The sequence below is a fragment of the Streptomyces kanamyceticus genome, from assembly GCF_008704495.1.
GTDB classification, from domain to species: Bacteria; Actinomycetota; Actinomycetes; order Streptomycetales; family Streptomycetaceae; genus Streptomyces; species Streptomyces kanamyceticus.
This window is the reverse complement of the sequence record NZ_CP023699.1, coordinates 1,229,974-1,246,341: the sequence shown is the minus strand read 5'-3', so window position 1 is coordinate 1,246,341 and position 16,368 is coordinate 1,229,974. Positions and strand designations below refer to the sequence as shown.

The 16,368-nt window shown below is 72.1% G+C and carries 18 protein-coding genes; 8 read left to right on the top strand and 10 right to left on the bottom strand.

Going from position 1 to position 16,368, the window contains the following annotated elements; translation table 11 throughout:
• Positions 1–9 precede the first annotated feature (9 nt).
• Positions 10–1,653 (bottom strand): ABC-F family ATP-binding cassette domain-containing protein, encoded by a 1,644-nt coding sequence (locus tag CP970_RS04590; protein WP_055551505.1) that lies wholly within the window; start codon positions 1,651–1,653, stop codon positions 10–12.
• Positions 1,654–1,991: 338 nt separating this feature from the next.
• On the opposite strand from CP970_RS04590, the gene CP970_RS04585 reads away from it, so the two are divergent.
• Positions 1,992–2,672 (top strand): GOLPH3/VPS74 family protein, encoded by a 681-nt coding sequence (locus CP970_RS04585; protein ID WP_224058223.1) that lies wholly within the window; start codon positions 1,992–1,994, stop codon positions 2,670–2,672.
• 80 nt (positions 2,673–2,752) lie between these two features.
• Here CP970_RS04585 and CP970_RS04580 read toward each other — a convergent pair whose 3' ends face one another.
• Complete coding sequence (locus CP970_RS04580) at positions 2,753–3,169, bottom strand: spore wall synthesis regulator SsgD (RefSeq protein WP_150492983.1); 417 nt, start codon at positions 3,167–3,169, stop codon at positions 2,753–2,755.
• A 223-nt stretch (positions 3,170–3,392) separates the two neighbouring features.
• Between CP970_RS04580 and CP970_RS04575 the strand changes: the two genes are divergently transcribed.
• Positions 3,393–4,502, top strand: a complete 1,110-nt coding sequence (locus CP970_RS04575; RefSeq protein WP_150494740.1) for a WD40/YVTN/BNR-like repeat-containing protein — start codon at positions 3,393–3,395, stop codon at positions 4,500–4,502.
• 101 nt (positions 4,503–4,603) lie between these two features.
• Here CP970_RS04575 and CP970_RS04570 read toward each other — a convergent pair whose 3' ends face one another.
• From CP970_RS04570 to CP970_RS04560, 3 genes are read right to left on the bottom strand one after another with little or no spacing between them, the layout of a single operon-like run.
• Positions 4,604–4,903: a YciI family protein gene (locus CP970_RS04570; protein WP_055556163.1), complete on the bottom strand. Its 300-nt coding sequence runs from the start codon at positions 4,901–4,903 to the stop codon at positions 4,604–4,606.
• A 59-nt stretch (positions 4,904–4,962) separates the two neighbouring features.
• Positions 4,963–5,412, bottom strand: coding sequence for a GNAT family N-acetyltransferase (locus tag CP970_RS04565; protein ID WP_055556165.1), 450 nt, complete (start codon positions 5,410–5,412; stop codon positions 4,963–4,965).
• A gap of 58 nt (positions 5,413–5,470) precedes the next feature.
• Complete coding sequence (locus CP970_RS04560) at positions 5,471–6,022, bottom strand: GNAT family N-acetyltransferase (protein WP_055556167.1); 552 nt, start codon at positions 6,020–6,022, stop codon at positions 5,471–5,473.
• A 51-nt stretch (positions 6,023–6,073) separates the two neighbouring features.
• On the opposite strand from CP970_RS04560, the gene CP970_RS04555 reads away from it, so the two are divergent.
• The gene (locus CP970_RS04555) at positions 6,074–6,664 is read left to right on the top strand and encodes a TetR/AcrR family transcriptional regulator (RefSeq protein WP_107099134.1); all 591 of its coding nucleotides are present in this window, start codon (positions 6,074–6,076) and stop codon (positions 6,662–6,664) included.
• On the opposite strand, the gene CP970_RS04550 is transcribed toward CP970_RS04555, so the two are convergent.
• The gene (locus CP970_RS04550; protein WP_055556171.1) at positions 6,634–7,110 is read right to left on the bottom strand and encodes a hypothetical protein; all 477 of its coding nucleotides are present in this window, start codon (positions 7,108–7,110) and stop codon (positions 6,634–6,636) included. The two genes, CP970_RS04555 and CP970_RS04550, sit on opposite strands and share 31 nt — an antisense overlap.
• Positions 7,111–7,327: 217 nt before the next feature.
• Between CP970_RS04550 and CP970_RS04545 the strand changes: the two genes are divergently transcribed.
• A complete protein-coding gene (locus CP970_RS04545) occupies positions 7,328–8,146 on the top strand; it encodes an SAM-dependent methyltransferase (protein ID WP_055556173.1) in 819 nt (272 codons plus the stop codon).
• Positions 8,147–8,159: 13 nt separating this feature from the next.
• On the opposite strand, the gene CP970_RS04540 is transcribed toward CP970_RS04545, so the two are convergent.
• Together CP970_RS04540 and CP970_RS04535 are read right to left on the bottom strand one after the other, a co-directional pair.
• Positions 8,160–9,611 carry a flotillin family protein gene (locus CP970_RS04540; protein WP_055556176.1) on the bottom strand — a complete coding sequence of 484 codons (1,452 nt, stop codon included), beginning with the start codon at positions 9,609–9,611 and terminating at the stop codon, positions 8,160–8,162.
• A gap of 84 nt (positions 9,612–9,695) precedes the next feature.
• The gene (locus CP970_RS04535; RefSeq protein ID WP_055556178.1) at positions 9,696–10,211 is read right to left on the bottom strand and encodes a hypothetical protein; all 516 of its coding nucleotides are present in this window, start codon (positions 10,209–10,211) and stop codon (positions 9,696–9,698) included.
• Between the two features lie 153 nt (positions 10,212–10,364).
• On the opposite strand from CP970_RS04535, the gene CP970_RS04530 reads away from it, so the two are divergent.
• Complete coding sequence (locus CP970_RS04530) at positions 10,365–11,057, top strand: endonuclease V (RefSeq protein ID WP_055556180.1); 693 nt, start codon at positions 10,365–10,367, stop codon at positions 11,055–11,057.
• 21 nt (positions 11,058–11,078) lie between these two features.
• Here the strand turns inward: CP970_RS04530 and CP970_RS04525 are convergent, their stop codons facing one another.
• Both CP970_RS04525 and CP970_RS04520 read right to left on the bottom strand, forming a co-directional pair.
• A complete protein-coding gene (locus CP970_RS04525) occupies positions 11,079–12,284 on the bottom strand; it encodes a saccharopine dehydrogenase family protein (protein ID WP_055556182.1) in 1,206 nt (401 codons plus the stop codon).
• Between the two features lie 108 nt (positions 12,285–12,392).
• Entirely contained in the window at positions 12,393–12,860 is a 468-nt protein-coding gene (locus tag CP970_RS04520) for a DUF523 domain-containing protein (RefSeq protein WP_055556184.1), read from the bottom strand.
• 122 nt (positions 12,861–12,982) lie between these two features.
• On the opposite strand from CP970_RS04520, the gene CP970_RS04515 reads away from it, so the two are divergent.
• From CP970_RS04515 to CP970_RS04505, 3 genes are read left to right on the top strand one after another with little or no spacing between them, the layout of a single operon-like run.
• Positions 12,983–14,122, top strand: coding sequence for a CaiB/BaiF CoA transferase family protein (locus CP970_RS04515; protein ID WP_079044035.1), 1,140 nt, complete (start codon positions 12,983–12,985; stop codon positions 14,120–14,122).
• Positions 14,122–15,147, top strand: a complete 1,026-nt coding sequence (locus CP970_RS04510) for an LLM class F420-dependent oxidoreductase (RefSeq protein WP_055556188.1) — start codon at positions 14,122–14,124, stop codon at positions 15,145–15,147. The genes CP970_RS04515 and CP970_RS04510 overlap by 1 nt, the downstream gene beginning before the upstream one ends.
• Positions 15,148–15,168: 21 nt before the next feature.
• The gene (locus CP970_RS04505; protein ID WP_055556190.1) at positions 15,169–16,311 is read left to right on the top strand and encodes an acyl-CoA dehydrogenase family protein; all 1,143 of its coding nucleotides are present in this window, start codon (positions 15,169–15,171) and stop codon (positions 16,309–16,311) included.
• The last annotated feature ends 57 nt before the right edge of the window (positions 16,312–16,368 follow it).

Sequence of the window (16,368 nt, the reverse complement as noted above, 5' to 3'; positions counted from 1 at the left end):
CCGCCGAAGCTAGCCCGAATACCCGACAGCTTCTGTCTTCTTTTCCTGGGTGATCTCGGTCAGTTCTCCGTCCAGGCGCAGCCACCGCGTGATGCCGATGGACTCCAGGAACGGCAGGTCGTGGCTGGCCACGATCAGCGCGCCCCGGTAGGACTCCAGGGCCGTGGAGAGCTGTTTCACGCTCGCCATGTCGAGGTTGTTCGTCGGCTCGTCGAGCATCAGGAGCTGCGGCGCGGGCTCCGCGAGCAGCAGCGCCGCGAGCGCCGCGCGGAACCGCTCGCCGCCCGACAGGGTCGCCGCCCGCTGATCGGCCTTGGCCCCCTTGAACAGGAACCGGGCGAGCCGCGCCCTGACGCGGTTGTTGGTCGCGTCGGGAGCGTACGCCCGTACGTTCTCGACGACGGTCAGCTCGTCGTCGAGCACGTCGAGGCGCTGCGGCAGGAACCGCATCGGCACATGGGTGAGGGCCTCGCCTGAGACCGCCGCGAGCTCCCCGGCGATCGTACGGAGCAGCGTGGTCTTGCCCGCGCCGTTGCGCCCGATCAGCGCGATCCGCTCGGGGCCGCGCAGCTCGAACCCGCCCTTCACCCGGGCGCCGTAGCACAGTTCGAGGTCGCTGAGGGTGAGCACGGTGCGCCCCGGGTGGACCAGGGTGTGCGGCAGGTCGACGCGGATCTCGTCGTCGTCCCGCACCGCGTCGACGGCGTCGTCGAGGCGCTCCTTGGCCTCGGCGAGCTTCTCCTGGTGCATGATGCGGTGCTTGCCCGCCGACTCCTGCGCGGCCCGCTTGCGCGTGCCCGCGACGATCTTCGGCAGACTCCCGCTGTCCTGGATCTTCTGGCCGTACCGCTTGCGGCGGGCCAACTTGACCTGGGCGTCGGCCAGATCGCGCTTCTGCTTGCGCAGATCGGACTCGGCGACGCGCACCATGCGCTCCGCCGCCTCCTGTTCGACGGCGAGGGCCTCCTCGTAGGCGGAGAAGTTGCCGCCGTACCAGGTGACCTCGCCCTCGCGCAGATCGGCGATCTGGTCGACGAGGTCGAGGAGCTCACGGTCGTGACTGACCACGACCAGGACCCCGGACCACGCCTCGACGGCCGCGTACAGGCGCCGACGGGCGTACAGGTCAAGGTTGTTGGTGGGTTCGTCGAGCAGCAGTACGTCGGGCCTGCGCAGCAGCAGCGCGGCCAGGCGCAGCAGCACCGACTCGCCGCCGGACACCTCGCCCGACGTGCGGTCGAGGCCGATGTGGCCGAGCCCCAGCTGGTCGAGGGTGGCGCGGGCGCGCTCCTCGACGTCCCAGTCGTCGCCGACCGCGGTGAAGTGCTCCTCGGCGGCGTCGCCCGCCTCGATGGCGTGCAGGGCGGCGCGCCGCTCGGCGATGCCGAGCACCTCGTCGACGCGCAGACCGGTGTCCAGGGTGACGTTCTGCGGCAGGTAGCCGACCTCGCCGGTGACCTTGACGGCCCCTTCGGAGGGCTTCAGCTCACCGGCGATCAGCTTCAACAGGGTGGACTTTCCCGACCCGTTGGCGCCGATGAGACCGGTCCTGCCGGTGCCGAAGGCCACCTGGAGTCCGTCGAAGACACCGGTGCCGTCCGGCCAGCCGAAGGTGAGCGACGTACAGGTGAGGGAGAGGGGGGATGTTGACATACGGGCCTCGCGGTTGCGTGGTGTGGAGCGCGGTCAGGGGCAACGCGTTCGAGACACCGCGGCGGGGTGAGGCCGGAAAGAGGAAAGGCCTGTGCCGGGGGACGGGACGGCTCGGATGCCGAGGTCGCACAACGACGTACACAGCGGTGAAAGCTGTGTGACGCGGTGTCTCATGACCTCAGACGAGCAACGTCCTTCTCCTATCGACGGCAACAGAACCGTTGTACACCGTAGGGAAGGGCCCGCGGGCGTGTCAACGTCTTATCGTGGGCCCCGCCCCGCCCCGCCCCGCCCCGCCCACGCCCCGCCCGCCTTGGCGATCGGCACGAGGAGGCGCTGTGCACCACGGAACGCAGTCACTGCCCGCCAGGCTCTTCCTGCTGGCCTGGAACACGCACCGGGGCAAGATCACCGGTGCGCCCGATCTGCACCTGGCGGTCAGGGCGGGCGCGCTCGCCGAACTCGCCCAGCGCGGCCTGCTCTTCGAGCGGGACCGCATCGTCACCCCGGTCGTCGGCGCCCGCATCGGCGACACGGCGCTCGACGCCCTCGCCGAACTCGTCGAGCAGTCCCGGCCGCGCACCTGGCGGGGCTGGATGACGCACCGCTCGCGCGGCACCCTGAGCGCGGTCCGCGACCAGCTGATCGCGCACGGCTATCTGCGGGCGGAGCGCGGCCGGGTCCTCGGTCTCTTTCCCGCCCGGCGCTACGTCCTGGAGCGGGTGGGGCACGTCGAAGTGCTGCAAGCGGAGGCACTCGCGGTGCTGCACGGCAAGCAGCCGGTCGCCGAGGTGTCCGAGTCCGACGCGGCCCTGGTCGTGTGCGCGGCCACCGGCAAACTGCGCACGGTCGTCACGGGCAAGGACCGCAGGCGCTACCGGGACAGGCTCGACGAGCTGACGGAGCGGGCCGGTGGCGCGTCGTCGGAGCTGCGGACGCTGATGGAGAACCTCCGCAAGGCACTCGCGTCGGCCGTGTCGTCGGCCGAGGCGGCCCGTGCGTCGGGCGGGGGAGGCTGAGGCCGGACGCGGGAGCGGGGAGGGCGCGCGACAGGGGTGGCTGCGTCAGGCCCGGGGGCGCGGGCCCGTGGCGGTGGTGGTCAGCACGCGTCGCGCATCAGCTCGGCGAGGTCCTGGTCCAGGTCGACGTACAGGTGCTCCTGGCCGACGGGGACCAGGTCCATGGTGCGGTGCAGGAAGTGGCGGAGCTCGCCGGTGCGCACGTGGACGATCGCGGTGCCCTCGGGCGCGTGGAACTCCACGACCGTGCGGTCGAAGCCGTAGGGGCGCACGCGGACGTCGCCGTCGCCGACCGCCCGCTCCACCCCGTGGGTCAGCAGTTCACGGGCGAAGGTCCAGTAGACCTCCACGCCCTCCAGGGTCGCGGGCGCGGGAAAACTCATGCGTACGGCGAAGGGGTCCCGCTGGTCGTAGTGGAGTGTCGCGGGAATGGTCGGCATCCGCGGCGCGGCGGCGACGAGGCGGGCCTCTACGGCTTGCTCGATGACGGTGGACAACGCCTGCTCCCTCACTGACTGCTTGACGACTGGGGTCGGGCACTTGAATAGACGACGGAATGACGAGATCCGTGCACACGGAGAGCGGGTGAGACCGAGTGACCTCTGTCACCGCGACACCGTGGAGCCGCCCACGGTTCCCTGCGATCATCGACGGGGGGATGCCTTCCGGCCATCTGGACGAGGCCCGGCGAGTCGGCTAGCTTCGCCCGCCATGAGGGGCATGGGGAAGTCGAAGTCATTGAGGCGCACGGTGCTCGTGGGACTGTGCGGCGCCGCACTGGCGGGGGCCGCGCTCGCGCCGCCCGCCGCCGCTCTCGCGGACGGGGGCGGGGCCGGGGGACCGGCCCCGAAACGGGCGCTGAGCTGGCAACTCAAGGAGAGCGGGAGCGACGCGCGGTTCCGCGGCCTGGCCGCCGTGAGCCCGCGCTCGGCCTGGGTGGCCGGTACCAAGGGCACCGTCCTGCGTACGTCCGACGGCGGTGAGACCTGGCGCGATGTCTCCCCGCCGGGCGCCTCCGCGCTCGAATTCCGGGACGTGGAGGCCTTCGACGGCCGCCGCGCCGTGGTGCTCGCCATCGGCGAGGGCGAGGCCTCGCGGGTGCTGCGCACCGAGGACGGCGGAGCGACCTGGACGGAGTCCTTCCGCAACACCGACGCCAAGGCGTTCTACGACTGCATGACCTTCTTCGACCGCCGCCACGGCCTTGCCATGAGCGACCCGGTCGACGGCAAGTACCGCGTGCTGTCCACCGCCGACGGCGGCCGTTCCTGGAAGGTGCTTCCGAACACCGGCATGCCTGCCGCGCAGGAGGGCGAGTCCGCCTTCGCGGCGAGCGGCCAGTGCCTGGTGAGCTCGGGGCCGCGCGACGTGTGGCTGGCCACCGGAGGAGCGGCACGCGCGCGTGTGCTGCATTCCGCGGACCGGGGCCTGACGTGGACGGCGACCGACGCGCCGATCCCGGCGGGCGACCCGGCCCGCGGCGTCTTCGGGCTCGCGTTCCGCGACCGTACGCACGGGATCGCGGTCGGCGGCGACTACCGGGCCGACCAGCCGTCCCCGAAGGCGGCGGCGGTGACGGGGAACGGCGGCCGTGACTGGGACCCGTCGGACCGGCCGCCGCCCGCCTACCGCTCGGGCGTCGTCTGGTTGCCGCACAGCCGCTCCACGGCGCTCGCGGTCGGCCCGACCGGCACCGACGTCACGAAGGACGGCGGGCGCACCTGGCGGACGGTCGACACCGGGTCGTACGACACGGTCGACTGCGCCGGGAGCCGGGGCTGCTGGGCCGCGGGCGAGAAGGGGCGGATCGCGCGCCTGGAGAGGCGCTGAGCGCCCCGTAAGGGGCGCGGGGCTGTATCAATCCGCGGCTCCGCCGCGGGGCGCGACCAGCCCCCACCGGCCCGCAGGTCAAGGGCCGCACCTCCAGCGGACTACGCAGGCAACTGCTCACGGTACGCGCCGAGTCCAGGCGCCGTCTTCGTCGCGATGAACTCGGTGATGCGGTACTCGCAGACCCCGGCGACCGTGAACGGGTCCGTTGCGGCGATCTCCTCGATCCGCGCGCGGTCGTCCGCGACGGCGATGATCACGCCGCCGTCGCGCGGGTTCTTGCGCCCGGACGCGATGAAGACACCGGCCGCGTACAGCTCGTCGAGCCATGCCACGTGGGCCTGCAGCTGCTCGTCGACGGCGGAGACGGGCGCGGTGTAGGTCAATTCGAGAATGAACATGATCGTGAGGCTACCGGGCTGCTCACGGCACCCGGCCGGGGCGTCGGGCCGCCGGGGCGTCAGGCGGCGCGGGCTCCCGGCGCGCGGACCATGAAGACGTCGACCGGGTCCTCGCTCTCCACCGTGAAGCCGTGCCGCTCGTAGAGCCTGCGGGCGGCGCTGCCCTGAAGGACGTTGAGGCGCACGGTCGTGCCCTCGGCGTCGGTGCGCCGCAGGAGCGTGCCGAGGACGGCCGAGCCGATGCCCCGCCCCTGGACCCGCGGGTCCAGGAAGAAGTGTTCGAGCCAGTGCGCGGAATCGGTGGGGCGCAGGGCGACGCAGCCGACAAACGCGCCGTCCGACTCGATCACCGAGGTCTGCTCGGCGCGGAAGGCGTCCCGGAAGCGCTGGCGCACGCGGTGCGGATCGAACCTGCCGAGCCGCTCCAGGTCGGGCCGCATCACCACGGCCCGCAGCTCGACGATCGTCTCCATGTCCGCGGTCCCGGCGGAGCGCAGTGCCCATCCCATGATCCAAGTATCCAGAGGGGCACAGGGGGGCAGTGCGCCGGGTACGGGGAAGCCCGGGTCAGGCGCGTTCCGTCCGGTGTTCGGGGGCCAGGACCGCCCACAGCTGCTTGTCATGGCGTGCGCCGTCGTAGGGCCAGGCGCTCCGGCGTACGCCCTCCAGCGTCATGCCCAGGCGCTTGGCCACCGCGGAGCTGCGGTCGTTGTCGGCCCGGCAGTGCCACTCGGCGCGGAAAAGACCCCGGGTGGTGAACGCCCAGTCGAGCAGGGTGCGGCAGGCCTCGGTGATCAGGCCGTGGCCCTCGCCCGCGGGCTCCAGCCAGCAGCCGATCTCACAGGTGCCCGACGCGGCGTCGAAGGCCACGAACATCACCCCGCCGATCAGCGTGCCCTCGTGCCAGATGCCGAAGAGGCGGGCCCCGTCGGCGGCCTGGCGCTCCGCGTAGCGGCGCAGGGTGGCCCGTGCCCCCTCCACGTCGTCCGTGACGAAGGCGGGGCCGACCCACGGCCGGATGTGCTCGCGGGCGCGGTCGAGGTGGGCGGCGAACTCCTCGGCGTGCCACGGCTCAAGCGGCCTGAGCTGGGCGTCGTCCCGCAGTGGCACGGAGAACATGGGTGACCTCGCATTCACACAACACACGTTATGAATATGTACGGTAGCAGCATGCCACGCACCAAGGGAGATCACGAGGCCCGCCGTCGCGATGTGTCCGAAGCGGTCTGGCGGGTCCTCGCCACGCACGGATTCGGCGGGCTGACCATGCGCGCCGTCGCCGCCGAGCTCGGCGCGACCACCGGCCTGCTCACGCACTACTTCCCGGCCAAGCGCGACCTGGTCGCCTACGCGCTCGACCTGCTCGCCACCCGCAGCGCCGCGCGGCCCCGGCGGGCGGCGGGCGCGGGGATCGCCGCCGTCCGCGCCGCCCTGCTCGACATCCTGCCGCTGACCGAAGAGGCCGTCGCGAGCAACCGGATCTGGGTTTCTTCCTGGGACGTGGCGCTCGCCGATCCCGAGCTGAGCGCCGCGCACGGCCGCAGGTACGGGCAGAGCAGGGACAAGCTGCGTGACCTGATGGCGGCGGCCCAGGACAGGGGTGAACTGTCCGCCGGGTCCCCGGCGGACCTCGCCGCCGGTGCCCAGTCCTTCGTGCTCGGCCTGGTGGTGCAGGCCCTGTTCAACCCCGACCAGTTCCCGCCGGAACGCCAGACGGAGCTGCTCGACGGCTACCTCGCGGCGCTGGGCTCGCAGCCCTGAACGGGACAGTCGTCCACGGTGACGTACACGACGGGTGAGACGGCGCCGCCACCCGTCATGCGCAGCGCGTTGCGTCCCTTGTAGTCGAGCACGACCCGCATCGCGTACGTCCCGCGCGAGGTCGTGCGCACCGTCGCCGGCAGGTCCACCCACCGCTCGCCCTGCTTCTGCTGGAGGGTGACGGAGGTGCCGGGCGGCAGGTGCCCGGCCGTGCCGAAGACGCGGAACTCCTCCGAGGCCCGCACGGTGCTCCGGGTGGCCTGGGCGGTGAGCGTCGGACGGGGAGCCGCCGCCGTGCCCGTGCCCGTGGCCGCGGCCGGTTGCGGGGGCGGGTCCGTGACGGGGCGGGGCGTCGCCGCCGCCGGTCCGGCCAGGGCGCCGAGGAGTACGGCCGTGGCCGCGATGGCGGAGAGGGCGGAGAGGGAGGCGTACTTCTTGTGGTTCATGGTCAACGTGCCGTCCAGGCCTAGACGCGGATCGTATGCCGCCTCAACATAGGCAAGACGTGCCGAAACGTAGGTGAGACGTGCCGAATCATGATGAATCGACTCGCTCTGACATCCCGGATCCCCCATTGCGCGAACTGGTGTGTGTCACGCCACTGTTGGCACGTAGGTTGTGCGAGGAACGATTCAGGCCACGGTGGAGAGACGGACGGGAACCATGACCGACCACGCGACAACGCCCGGACCCGCGGCGGCACATCAGAGCATCGACACCTCGGTGCCGCACTCCGCCCGGATCTGGAACTACTGGCTGGGCGGGAAGGACAACTACCCCGTCGACGAGGCGGCGGGCGACGCCTACAGCGCCCTCTTCCCCGGCATCGTCACCGTCGCCAGGAGCAGCCGCGCCTTCCTGCGCCGCACCATCACGCACCTGGTCACCGAGGCGGGCATCCGGCAGTTCCTGGACATCGGCACCGGCCTGCCGACCGTCGACAACACCCACGAGGTCGCCCAGCGGCTCGCGCCCGAGGCCCGGATCGTCTACGTCGACCACGACCCGATGGTCCTTGCGCACGCCCGCGCCCTGCTGACGTCCACCCCCGAGGGCGCGACCGCCTACGTCGACGCCAGCCTGTCGGATCCGGACCGCATCCTGGCGTCCGCCGCCGAGACGCTGGACCTCACCCGCCCCACCGCCCTGATCCTCAGCAACATCCTCGGCCACATGGCCGACTACGACCAGGCGCGGGACATCGTCCGGCGCCTGGTGGACGCGCTGCCTTCCGGCAGCTACCTGGTCATCAACGACGGTTCGCGGGGCATCGACGCCGCCTACGAAGCGGCCCAGGACGGCTACAACGCGTCCGGCGCGGTGCCCTACTTCCTGCGCCCCGTCGACCAGATCGCCGCCTTCTTCGACGGCCTCGAACTCCTCGAACCCGGCGTCGTCTCGGTGCCGTGCTGGCGGCCCGACGCCGACGCCGAGGCCGCCGAGCCCATCGGGGAGCACGGCGGCCTGGCCTTCAAGCGCTGACGAGACGCGGCGCCTAGTTGGTGATCTCGATCTTGCCGTTCGCCGCCTCGGGGGCACCGTCGGCGGCGGGCTTCGCCGACTCCGCCGAGGCGCCGCGCGCTCCTCCGGTGATGCCCTTGAGGAGCTGCGCGAGGTCGACTCCCGTGGTGGAGTTGAGGAGTTCGACGCCCTGGGCGACGTTGTCGGCGACCGTACGGGAGAGCTGGCTCGCGCCGTCCGTGGAGATCACCGTCATCTTGTCGATCGCGCTGAGCGGCTCGGACGCCTTGGCCACCACGCTCGGCAGGACCTCGACGAGCATCTGCAGGACCGCGGCGTCGCCGTACTGCGTGAACGCGTCCGCCTTCTTGAGCATCGCCTCGGCCTCCGCGGCGCCCTTCGCGCCGATCGCGGCGGCCTCGGCCTCACCCTCCAGGCGTACGGCGTCGGCGAGCGCGGCACGCTGCGCCTTCTCGCCCTCACCGGTGAGCCTGGCCCGCTCCGCGTCCGCCTCGGCCTGCTTGACCAGGCCGATCCTGCGGGCCTCGGCCTCCTGCTCGGCCTGGTAGCGCGCGGCGTCGGCGGGCTTGCGGACCTGGGTGTCCAACTCGCTGTCGGTCAGCGCCGCCTGGCGCTTGGCGACCTTCTCCTGCTCGGTGAGGACCTCCTGCTGGCGCGCCGCCTCGGCGAGCGGACCCGCGGCCCCGGCCCGCGCCGACGCCTCGTCCGTCTCGGCCTTGATCTCGGCCTGCTTGAGGTAGAAGGTCCGCTGGGCGACCGCGATCTCCTCCTCGGCCTTCAGCCGCGCCTGCTCCGCGGCCCTGCGCGCCACGGCCTCCGCGATGTCGGCCTCCTGCTTGGCACGGGCCGCCTCGGGGCGCCCGAGGTCCTCCAGGTAGGAGCCCTCCGTGGTGATGTCCTGGATCTGGAAGGCGTCCAGGACCAGGCCCTGCCCGGAGAGGCTGGCCTCCGCCTCCTCGGCGACCTGCCCGGCGAACGCGGCGCGGTCACGGATGATGTCCTCCACCGACATGCGCCCCACGATGGAGCGCAGCGCGCCGGAGAGCACCTCCTGGGTGAAGCCGACGATGCCGTCCTGCTGCACCAGGAAGCGCTGGGCCGCGGCCCTGATCGAGTCCTCGGTGCCGCCGACCTTGACGATGGCGACGCCTTCGAGGTTGGCCTTCACGCCGCGCAGCGTCACCGCGCCGCGCACCGCGATCGGGATGTGCCGCGAGGAGAGGTCGAGCGTGAACTTCTGCTGCACGAACGGCACGACGAAGACACCGCCGCCGACCACGACCTTCTGACCGCTGTTGTCGGTCATCACGCGGCCGGTGTCGGGGTCGGTGGACCGCTTGCCGCGCCGCCCGGTCACGATGAAGGCCTCGCTGGGCCCCGCGACCTTGTAGCGGGTGATGACGACGAGCGCCAACAGGACGAGGAGTACGACGACTCCGATGACGGCGATCAGGACTGGACTCATGCGAATTCCCCCCTGCCTCCCGGGGGACGGCAGATCGGTTGCGTACATCTACATCTTTTGGTTGCGGCGCGGCGGACGCGGAGGTCAGCGCTCCACGGGCCGTACGGCCACCGAGGTCGGTGACAGCGCCTGGTCGACCCAGATCTCGGTGCCCCGCGCCACGGCGACGGAGCTGCGGGCCGAGAACTTCACCGGCTGGCCCGCGAGACGAAGGAGCACCTCGCCGTAGCCGTCGGCGGGAATGGCGGTGACCACCGCGCCCGCGCTGCCCACGAGGTCGTCGCCGTTGGGCGTGCGCGCGGTCTGGTCGCGCATCAGGGCGCGGGTGACCTTCCAGGTCAGCCATGCCGCACCGGTACCGGCGGCGACGCCCACGACGGTGGCGGGCGCCGCGCCGATCCCGGTGGTGCCGAGCGCGATCGCTCCGCCGAAGCCGAGCATCGAGACGAACCCGGCGATGACCGGAAGGGACAGGAGCCCGTCGAAGAGCCCGTCGAGCACTCCCGCTCCGTCGAAGAGCCCTTCGAGCACTCCGTCGAGGACGAGCGAGAGCACCAGCAGCACGATTCCCGTGATGCCGAGAACTAGAAAGACCGTCATCGGATCACGTCCCCCGTTCATGCCGTCCACCTCGGTACGGAGTGATCCTGACACGTCGAGAAGGGTGCGTTCATTGCCGGATCCCGGCAATCTTTACGCGTTCTTGATGCCGGTCGGCCACGGCCGGGCGCGCCAACTAGGCTGATCCGCACCATGACCAGCCATACGCCGCCCTCCGACTGGCCCACCGACGAGCGGACGGCCCGCGCCGTCCAGGACGAACTGCGTACCCGCGTCGTCCTCGACGAGCCGGGCCCCGCGCCGGGCCGGGGGCACGTCACCGGCGTGGACGTCGCCTACGACGACGAGCGGGACATCGTCGCGGCCGCCGTCGTCGTCCTCGACGGCGCCACGCTCGACGTCGTGGAGCAGGCCACCGCCGTCGGCACGGTGGCCTTCCCGTACGTGCCGGGCCTGCTCGCCTTCCGCGAGATCCCGACGGTCCTCGCGGCCCTCTCCGAACTGAACTCCGACCCCGGACTCGTCGTCTGCGACGGCTACGGCATCGCGCACCCGCGCCGCTTCGGCCTCGCGAGCCACCTCGGCGTGCTGACCGGACTGCCCACCATGGGCGTCGCCAAGAACCCCTTCACCTTCTCGTACGAGCCTCCGGCGGCGCCCAGGGGAAGCGCGTCGCCGCTGCTCGCGGGCGCGGAGGAGGTCGGCAGGGCGCTGCGCACCCGCGAGGACGTCAAGCCGGTGTTCGTCTCGGTGGGCCACCGCGTGAGCCTGGCCAACGCCTGCGCCCAGACGTTGGGCCTGACCCCGCGCTACCGGCTGCCGGAGTCGACGCGGCGCGCGGACGCGCTGTGCCGGGCGGCGCTGCGCCAGGCGGTCGGGGCCTGACGCGGCCGGGGCCCCGCGGCCCTAGCGAACCGCCGCGACCCGGAAGCCGATGCCCGCGGCGTCGAGCCGGGCGAGCAGCGCGTCGCCCATGGCCACCGCCGTGGTGACCTGCCCGGCCGTCGGGGGCAGTTCGTCGAGCGCCAGGCAGAGCGCCGACTCGGCGAGGATCTTCGCCGTCTCGTCGTACCCCGGGTCGCCGCCCGAGACCTCGGTGTAGACCCGCGTGCCACCGCCCTCGCCGACGAACCGCACCGAGAACCACGACTTGGCGCGGCGCTCCTCGCTCGGCCCGTCGCCGGGCTTGAGGCGGTCGGACAACCAGCGCCGCGCGGGCGGCAGTTGAGCCGCGGCGAGCACACCGGCAAGCGCCGCGGTGCCGCCGATCGCGACCGGCAGCGTCTTCACCGCCGCGTAGTGCCGGTAGCGGAAGTCGGGCCCGTACCGTTCGAGTGCCCGCGCCGAGCGCTGCACCACCTGGGGGTCGATGGTCGGCAGCGGCAGGGCCCACGCGCCGACCTCGGCCGCGTAGCGGGGTGCGCTCGGCGGGGCGTACGCCTTGCGCCCCACCAGGCGCGGCTCGTGGCGCCGCCGGTCCTTCGCGGCGGCCAGCATCTGCGGGCCGCGCCCGAACTGGTTGAGGGCGGAGGCGAAGGTGCCGCCGGAGAACTGCGCGCCCGCCCGGACGAAACCGTCCACGCGCAGCGGAACCCCCTCGGGCAGCTGCTTGACCGTGAAGTACGCGCCCAGGTCGTGCGGGACCGAGTCGAAGCCACAGGCGTGCACCAGGCGCGCGCCGGTCTCCCGCGCGCGGGTGTCGTGCCGCACGTACATGAGGTCGACGAACTCGGGCTCACCCGTCAGGTCGACGTAGTCCGTGCCCGCCTCCGCGCACGCGGCGACCAGCTCCTTGCCGTACGTCAGGTAGGGACCGACGGTCGTGGCGACCACGCGCGCGTCCCCAGCCAGCTCCCGCAGGCTCTCGGGGTCGGCGACGTCGGCCTGGACCAGCGGGAGTTCGGCGCACCGCGGGTGCCGCTCGGCGAGCCGCTCCCTGAGCCGCTCCAGTTTCTTCGGGTCGCGCCCCGCGACGGCCCAGCGCAGTCCTTCGGGTGCGTGCGCGGCCAGGTACTCCGCGGTCAGCACCCCCACGAAGCCGGTCGCTCCGAAGAGCACGATGTCGTACGGGCGATCGCTTTTCTTGCTCTTCTGGCTGGTCTGGCTGGTCATGGCACCTCTCCACCGTGGGGGCCCGCGCAGTTGTCGGTGGCAGAGGCTAGCGTGCCTGGGCCTGCCCCCCGATCCCACCCCTCGGGGCGCTGCCCCGGACCCCGCTCCTCAAGCGCCGGAGGGGCTGGATTCCTCCGGCGCCGACCGCACCGTGATCCCGTTGCGTGCGAACAGGGCCGCCGTGACGCCGTCGCCCGCCACCAGCTCCCCGCCGAACGACCCGTCGTAGACCGCTCCGCGCCCGCACGAGGGGCTGCGCGGCATCAGCAGCGCCTCCGTGCACCCGCCCGCCCGCGCCGCGGCGAGCGCGCGGTGGGCGCCTGCTACGAACTCGGCCGTCACATCGCGCCCGGTGTCCTCGACGACCCGCGCCCTGCCGTCCAGGACGTCGTGCCCGTCGCCGCCCACGAGCTCGGCCGGGCGGCGCGGCGTCGGCAGGCCGCCCGCGGCCTCCGGGCAGAACGACACGACGTCGCGGCCCGCCACCGCGGCGTCGACCTCGGACGACGCCTTGTCGCGGCCGTCGAAGCGGCACGGCACGCCGCGCAGACACGCGCTGACCAGTACGGAATCCATGCCTGAAGGGTAAGCGCCGCCGAAATTGGCTAAGCGCTTGCTCTTCAGGGGCTTGTGCACAGTGGAACACGTTCTTAGCATCACTGGTGTTACATCAGTTGTGTCATAACGCTGGGGGCTCAATGGCAGTACCGGGCAAGGGCGTTCACGGACCGCTCGCCGGGGTGCGTGTGGTGGAGCTCGCGGGCATCGGGCCAGGGCCGTTCGCCGCCATGCTCCTCGCCGACCTCGGCGCCGATGTCGTACGCGTGGACCGCCCCGGTGGCGGCGGCCTCGCGATCAATCCCGAGTACGACGTCACCAACCGCAACAAACGCTCCGTGATCATTGACCTCAAGGCCGCCGACGGCGCCGACCGGGTCCTCGATCTCGTCGCGCGCGCCGACGTCCTCATCGAGGGCTACCGCCCCGGCGTCGCCGAGCGCCTCGGCGTCGGCCCCGCCGCCTGCCACGCCCGCAACCCCCGGCTCGTCTACGGCCGGATGACCGGCTGGGGCCAGGAGGGGCCGCTCGCGCAGCGCGCCGGGCACGACATCGCGTACATCGCGATCACCGGCACCCTCGGCATGATCGGCAACCCGGACGAGCCGCCCGCGATCCCCGCGAACCTCGTGGGCGACTACGCGGGCGGCTCGCTCTATCTGGTCGTGGGAATCCTCGCCGCGCTGCACCACGCGCGCGTGCACGGCGAGGGGCAGGTCGTGGACGCCGCGATCGTCGACGGTGCGGCCCACCTGTCCGCGATGATCCACGGCATGCTCGCGGCCGGCGGCTGGCAGGACCGGCGCGGCGCCAACCTCCTGGACGGGGGCTGCCCCTTCTACGGCAACTACGAGACCGCCGACGGCGGTTACATGGCCGTGGGCTCCCTGGAGCAGCAGTTCTACGACGAGTTCATCGCGCTGCTCGGCCTCACGGAGACCGCCCCCGCCCGCAAGGACCTGGCCCGCTGGGACGAGCTGCGCACGGCCGTCGCCGCGCGCTTCAAGGAACGTACGCGCGAGGAGTGGACGGCCGTCTTCGAGGGTTCCGACGCGTGCGTGGCGCCCGTGCTCTCGCTGCGCGAGGCGCCGAACCACCCGCACCTCGCCGCGCGCGGCACCTTCACCGACCACGGCGGCATCACCCAGCCCGCCCCCGCGCCGCGCTTCTCCGCGACGCCCACCGAGGTGCGCAGCGGCCCGGCCCGGCCCGGCGCGGACACCGCGGAGGTGGCCCACGACTGGGACGTACCGGCGCTGAACGAGGAGGAACACCACTGATGGAGATCTCGGTACCGCTCGCCTACGCGGGCGACCCGCGCGAAGCCGCCGACGGCGTCGCGGCGCTGGAGGCGGCGGGCCTCGACGCGGTGTGGGTCGCCGAGGCGTACGGCTTCGACTCGCCCACGATCATGGGCTACCTGGCGGCCCGCACCGAACGCATGAGGATCGGCGCCGCCATCCTCAACGTGTACTCGCGCACCCCCGCCCTGATCGCCCAGACCGCCGCGGGGCTCGACGCGATCTCCGGGGGCCGCGCGATCATCGGCCTCGGCGCGTCGGGCCCGCAGGTCGTCGAGGGCTGGCACGGCAGGGCGTACGACAGGCCGATCGGCCGCACCCGCGAGACCATCGAGCTGACCCGCCGCATCCTGCGCCGCGAGGTGATCGACCACCACGGCATCACGGACATGCCGCTGTCTCCGGAGAAGGGCGGCAGACTCGGCAAGCCCCTGAAGATCCTCACCAGGCCGGTGCGCCCCGAAGTCCCGCTGTACGTGGCATCCCTTGGACCCGCGAACGTCCGCATGACGGCAGAGGTCGCCGACGGCTGGCTGCCCACCCTCTTCATCCCGGAAAAGGCCCACCAGGTGTGGGGCGCCGCGCTCGCCGAGGGCAAGGAGAAGCGTGATCCGGCGCTCGGCCCGCTGGAGACCGTCGCCGGGGGACTGCTCGCCATCGGCCCCGACGCGGCGGCCGCACGCGACCTCGCGCGCCCCACGATCGCCCTCTACGTAGGCGGCATGGGAGCCAAGGGGAAGAACTTCTACAACGACGTCGCGGTCGCGTACGGCTACGAGAAGGAGGCCGCGCGCATCCAGGAGCTCTACCTCTCCGGGAAGAAGAAGGAGGCCGAGGCCGCCGTCCCGGACGAGTTCTGCGAGCTCATGTCGCTGTGCGGGCCCGAGAGTTACGTGCGCGAGCGCGTCGAGGCGTTCCGCGCGGCGGGCGTCACCATGCTCAACGTCATCCCGGTCGGCCCCGAACCCGCCAAGTCGATCGCAACCGTCAAGGGCTGGCTCTAGGCCCCAGGAGGCCACGAACAGATGAAACGGCAGATCTTCTCCGCCGAGCACGACGCGTTCCGCGAGACGGTGCGCACCTTCCTCGCCAAGGAGGTGCTCCCGCACTACGAGCAGTGGGAGAAGGACGGCATCGTCTCCCGCGAGGCCTGGCTCGCGGCCGGGAAGCAGGGACTGCTCGGGCTCGCCGTCCCGGAAGAGTACGGAGGCGGCGGCAACGACGACTTCCGCTACTCCGCCGTACTCGCCGAGGAGTTCACGCGCGCGGGCGCCGCCGGGCTCGCCGTCGGGCTGCACAACGACATCATCGGCCCCTATCTGACCTCGCTGGCCACCGACGAGCAGAAGCGGCGCTGGCTGCCCGGCTTCTGCTCCGGCGAGACCATCACCGCCATCGCGATGACCGAGCCGGGGGCGGGCTCCGACCTCCAGGGCATCCGCACCAGCGCCGAGGACCGGGGCGATCACTGGCTGCTGAACGGCTCCAAGACGTTCATCTCGAACGGCATCCTCGCCGACCTCGTCATCGTCGTCGCCAAGACGTCACCCGAGGGCGGCGCGCACGGCCTGTCCCTGCTCGTCGTCGAACGCGGCGCGGAAGGCTTCGAGCGCGGCCGCAACCTCGACAAGATCGGCCAGAAGTCCCAGGACACCGCCGAGCTGTTCTTCAACGACGTACGCGTCCCCAAGGAGAACCTCCTCGGCGAGCTCAACGGCGCCTTCATCCACCTGATGACGAACCTCGCGCAGGAGCGCATGGGCATCGCCGTCGCGGGGATCGCCGCCGCCGAGCACCTCCTGGAGATCACCACGACGTACGTCAAGGAGCGCGAGGCCTTCGGGCGGCCGCTCGCCAAACTGCAGCACGTCCGCTTCGAGATCGCGGAGATGGCCACCGAGTGCGCCGTCACCCGTACGTTCCTCGACCGGTGCATCGTCGATCACTCGAACGGGGAACTCGACGCGACGCACGCGTCGATGGCGAAGTGGTGGGCCACGGAGCTGCAGAAGCGGGTCGCCGACCGGTGCCTGCAACTGCACGGCGGCTACGGCTACATGAGTGAGTACCGCGTCGCCAGGGCCTTCACCGACGGGCGCATCCAGACCATCTACGGGGGCACGACCGAGATCATGAAGGAGATCATCGGTCGTTCCCTCCTCGGCTGACTCTCCGGAACCGCTCGTCTCCAGGACCGTTCGGCTCCAGGACCGTTCGTCTCCAGA

Bases quoted from the DNA above. Each gene is read 5' to 3' on its own strand.
- CP970_RS04530 (WP_055556180.1), top strand. From the start codon at position 10,365: ATGACCAGCCATACGCCGCCCTCCGACTGGCCCACCGACGAGCGGACG.
- CP970_RS04565 (WP_055556165.1), bottom strand. From the start codon at position 5,412: ATGGGATGGGCACTGCGCTCCGCCGGGACCGCGGACATGGAGACGATC.
- CP970_RS04525 (WP_055556182.1), bottom strand. From the start codon at position 12,284: ATGACCAGCCAGACCAGCCAGAAGAGCAAGAAAAGCGATCGCCCGTAC.
- CP970_RS04590 (WP_055551505.1), bottom strand. From the start codon at position 1,653: ATGTCAACATCCCCCCTCTCCCTCACCTGTACGTCGCTCACCTTCGGC.
- CP970_RS04555 (WP_107099134.1), top strand. From the start codon at position 6,074: ATGCCACGCACCAAGGGAGATCACGAGGCCCGCCGTCGCGATGTGTCC.
- CP970_RS04540 (WP_055556176.1), bottom strand. From the start codon at position 9,611: ATGAGTCCAGTCCTGATCGCCGTCATCGGAGTCGTCGTACTCCTCGTC.
- CP970_RS04545 (WP_055556173.1), top strand. From the start codon at position 7,328: ATGACCGACCACGCGACAACGCCCGGACCCGCGGCGGCACATCAGAGC.
- CP970_RS04510 (WP_055556188.1), top strand. From the start codon at position 14,122: ATGGAGATCTCGGTACCGCTCGCCTACGCGGGCGACCCGCGCGAAGCC.
- CP970_RS04505 (WP_055556190.1), top strand. From the start codon at position 15,169: ATGAAACGGCAGATCTTCTCCGCCGAGCACGACGCGTTCCGCGAGACG.
- CP970_RS04535 (WP_055556178.1), bottom strand. From the start codon at position 10,211: ATGACGGTCTTTCTAGTTCTCGGCATCACGGGAATCGTGCTGCTGGTG.
- CP970_RS04520 (WP_055556184.1), bottom strand. From the start codon at position 12,860: ATGGATTCCGTACTGGTCAGCGCGTGTCTGCGCGGCGTGCCGTGCCGC.
- CP970_RS04550 (WP_055556171.1), bottom strand. From the start codon at position 7,110: ATGAACCACAAGAAGTACGCCTCCCTCTCCGCCCTCTCCGCCATCGCG.
- CP970_RS04570 (WP_055556163.1), bottom strand. From the start codon at position 4,903: ATGTTCATTCTCGAATTGACCTACACCGCGCCCGTCTCCGCCGTCGAC.
- CP970_RS04515 (WP_079044035.1), top strand. From the start codon at position 12,983: ATGGCAGTACCGGGCAAGGGCGTTCACGGACCGCTCGCCGGGGTGCGT.
- CP970_RS04575 (WP_150494740.1), top strand. From the start codon at position 3,393: ATGGGGAAGTCGAAGTCATTGAGGCGCACGGTGCTCGTGGGACTGTGC.
- CP970_RS04560 (WP_055556167.1), bottom strand. From the start codon at position 6,022: ATGTTCTCCGTGCCACTGCGGGACGACGCCCAGCTCAGGCCGCTTGAG.